The following is a 2,691-nucleotide window of genomic DNA, read 5'->3' as shown; positions in this document are numbered from 1 at the left end:
AATAATTTGTTCAGTATCATCGCGAATAAAAAAAGCAAATGGGTTACACGTACCTTTATCAACGGTTTCTTCATTAATCTTTTTGAGTAGGAATTCAATGACTTTGCTACTTGGTGATGTGGTGTGTTCTATTTTCAGCTCTCGGCCTAATACCGCATACTGATTTCTCTCTTTATCTTATATAAATTAATTAAGTAAAGTGAATACAGTATCCACACTACTAAAAAAAATGTGGCACAAAACATAAACATTGCAACCAGTGGCAACAGCAGGGAACTTTCTATTGCTATTCCACCTTTTCTCAAAATGCTTGCTGGCTGATGGAGAGTGGACCATAAATTCACGGAAAATTTTACTATAGGAATATTTATAGCACTAAAGATGGCAAATACTGCTGCTGATTTTTCTGCCCTCGCTTCATTATCAAAAGCGCTCCACAATGAAAGGTAGCCAACATATAGGAAAAATAAAATCAGCATTGAAGTAAGCCTTGCATCCCATACCCACCAAGTGCCCCAGGTTCCTTTTCCCCAGATGCTGCCTGTGATTAAGCATATTGCCGAAAAGACTGTTCCTGCAGGAGCAGCGGCATGTGCCNAGACACTAGCAATGCTATTGTTCCATACCAATGAAATGAAACCAAGTGATGCAATTAATCCATATATTCCGAGAGCAAGCCATGCAGAAGGCACATGAATGTACCTGATTCGTACAATTTCTCCTTGTTTATAATCTTCTGGAGAGAAGAATAACGCCAAAGACATTCCAATTAAAAAACATGCGAAACAAATAACCCCAAGCCAAGGTAGAGCTAAAATATAAGAGAAATTTGTAGGCTTTAATAAAAACATTCGTTTTGAGAATAATTGTGTTAAGAATTTACCAATTAGTTTGAGTTTTATCAACAGTATAGTTTTTCTATATTTACGTAGGTCAACAAATTAGCATAATTTCAGCCTTAAAAGCTTAATCTACACTTAGTATCGGATTCAAGTGGTGAAACTGTTATATCAGTTGCAAAATCAGCTCTGAAACACTTTGATTCTGTAGAAACGATCGAATATGTTTGGTCTTTTGTAAAAGGAGAAGAGCAGATTGACAAAATTCTGGAGGAAATTAATAGGAAAAGTGATGAGCATAATTTTGTTATATGCACTATTACTGATGATGAGCTAAGAAAATATCTAAAAGATAACTGTATAAAGTTGAAAATTCCCTATAGAGCAATATTATCACATATCATTAGAGAAATTTCGTCTTATCTTGAAATTGAAAAAGACGAAAAGCTTGACTTGCGTACTGAGATAAATAACGAATATTTTCAGCGCATTGTGGCAATAAACTACACTATTAATCATGATGATGGACAAAATATTCAAGATATTGATAAAGCAGATATAATTTTGGTTGGAGTTTCACGTACATCAAAATCTCCCACCAGTACGTATTTAGCTTACCGAGGCTATAAAGTTGCAANTATTCCTTTTGTTAGTGGAGTACCCTTTTATGTTGACTTGGCAAAATTAAAAAATAAACTAACGATAGGGGTAACAATAGACGTAAGTAGGCTAATAGAAATACGCAAAAATAGACTTACTTCAATTAACAACGAAGATAATAATATATATGCTCACCCTGAGAAAGTAGAAAAGGAAATTAAAGAAGCAGAGGAGCTCTTTAAACAGAATAACTGGCCAATCATCGATGTCACACAAAAGTCGATCGAAGAAGTATCAGCAACAATTATACAATATTTTAATAAAATGTTATCAATTGACTAACTCTTGATAAGTGATTATAACGTAAAGTAATTTAATTCTTACTATAGATATGAAAGTCAAAGGGTCGCTAAAATCTCATCGTAACAGAGATAAAAATTGTAAAGTTGTGAAAAGGGGTGGTAAGATTTACATTATAAATAAGGTAAAGCCAAGGTGTAAAGCGCGTCAAGGTTCTTAGCTTTTTGTTCACCTTTTCATGTTATATATTTTTTATATGTGAAAGTACGGTGCTTATATCTAAAAAGAAGCAAAAGTTACTGTGTTTAAGCGCAGCCTTATTAATTTCTTCCCTTACATTGTATTTCAGCATTAGCACAATTACAGGTAAACGTGGCTTATTGACGTTAATCGATTTAAAAAAAGAAATCGAGGACAATAAACTTTTGCTAAAAGATGTCTCTTCTGAAAAGGAAAAGTTGGACAACAAAGTATTTGGCTTATATGAAAAAAGCTTAGATTTAGATCTGCTCGATGAGCAAGCAAAAAATGCTTTAGGTTATGTGAACCCTAATGAACTTATGGTTGTTCTTGACGTGGAATAGCAGTAGAGATCTCCCTACGTCATACCGCCGCGGCGCTAACACGTAGCGGGATGACGGTTTTTCAAATTGTCGGTAAATCTAAGTCAGTTTAGCTATATTGTCTCTCACACCGCTTAGCTGAACACACACAGTGCTATTGGCTTTACAGCCATAAACGAAGTGGAGAAAGTATTATTAAAGGTAACGAATCTAAGCGAGTAATAGAAATCTCAATAAAAACAAACACTGAAGGCCTGAAGGAATAATTTACTTCACCCCAAGTTTACTCCACATTGCAAAGCAGTCAGCGTGCACTTGCGTAAGAAAGCAGCAACATCGACTTTGATAAAAACGGTCTAAACACTTTCTATGCTAGATTTAGTGTTAAA

The 2,691-nt window shown here is 34.7% G+C and carries 4 protein-coding genes and 2 pseudogenes; 4 read left to right on the top strand and 2 right to left on the bottom strand.

Annotation, left to right across the window (positions count from 1 at the left end; translation table 11 throughout):
• Positions 1-146: 146 nt before the first annotated feature.
• Together ccsA (WGMM_RS06425) and ccsA (WGMM_RS06420) are read right to left on the bottom strand one after the other, a co-directional pair.
• Positions 147-597, bottom strand: a pseudogene (ccsA, locus tag WGMM_RS06425) (cytochrome c biogenesis protein CcsA); the annotation flags it as partial.
• A gap of 1 nt (position 598) precedes the next feature.
• The coding region (gene ccsA / locus WGMM_RS06420) for a cytochrome c biogenesis protein CcsA (RefSeq protein ID WP_410543199.1) at positions 599-851 on the bottom strand (253 nt) is incomplete at its 3' end.
• Between the two features lie 111 nt (positions 852-962).
• Here ccsA (WGMM_RS06420) and WGMM_RS06415 point away from each other — a divergent pair.
• The 4 genes and pseudogenes from WGMM_RS06415 to WGMM_RS07065 form a co-directional block, all read left to right on the top strand.
• Positions 963-1,476 (top strand): annotated as a pseudogene (locus WGMM_RS06415) (kinase/pyrophosphorylase); the annotation flags it as partial.
• A 1-nt stretch (position 1,477) separates the two neighbouring features.
• A partial coding sequence (locus WGMM_RS06410) for a kinase/pyrophosphorylase (protein WP_240991817.1) occupies positions 1,478-1,781 on the top strand: 304 nt, incomplete at its 5' end.
• Positions 1,782-1,830: 49 nt separating this feature from the next.
• A complete protein-coding gene (ykgO, locus tag WGMM_RS01075; protein WP_006279631.1) occupies positions 1,831-1,959 on the top strand; it encodes a type B 50S ribosomal protein L36 in 129 nt (42 codons plus the stop codon).
• A gap of 49 nt (positions 1,960-2,008) precedes the next feature.
• Complete coding sequence (locus tag WGMM_RS07065; RefSeq protein ID WP_038248738.1) at positions 2,009-2,323, top strand: FtsB family cell division protein; 315 nt, start codon at positions 2,009-2,011, stop codon at positions 2,321-2,323.
• Positions 2,324-2,691 lie beyond the last annotated feature (368 nt).

Origin of the sequence: Wolbachia endosymbiont of Glossina morsitans morsitans, from assembly GCF_000689175.1 — a bacterium.
In the GTDB taxonomy this organism is placed as follows: domain Bacteria; phylum Pseudomonadota; class Alphaproteobacteria; order Rickettsiales; family Anaplasmataceae; genus Wolbachia; species Wolbachia pipientis.
Note: the sequence above shows the minus strand (reverse complement) of the source record. Positions and strands in the feature narration are given on the sequence as shown.

Excerpts from the sequence above, each read along its gene's own strand:
- ykgO (WP_006279631.1), top strand. The coding sequence starts at position 1,831 with ATGAAAGTCAAAGGGTCGCTAAAATCTCATCGTAACAGAGATAAAAAT.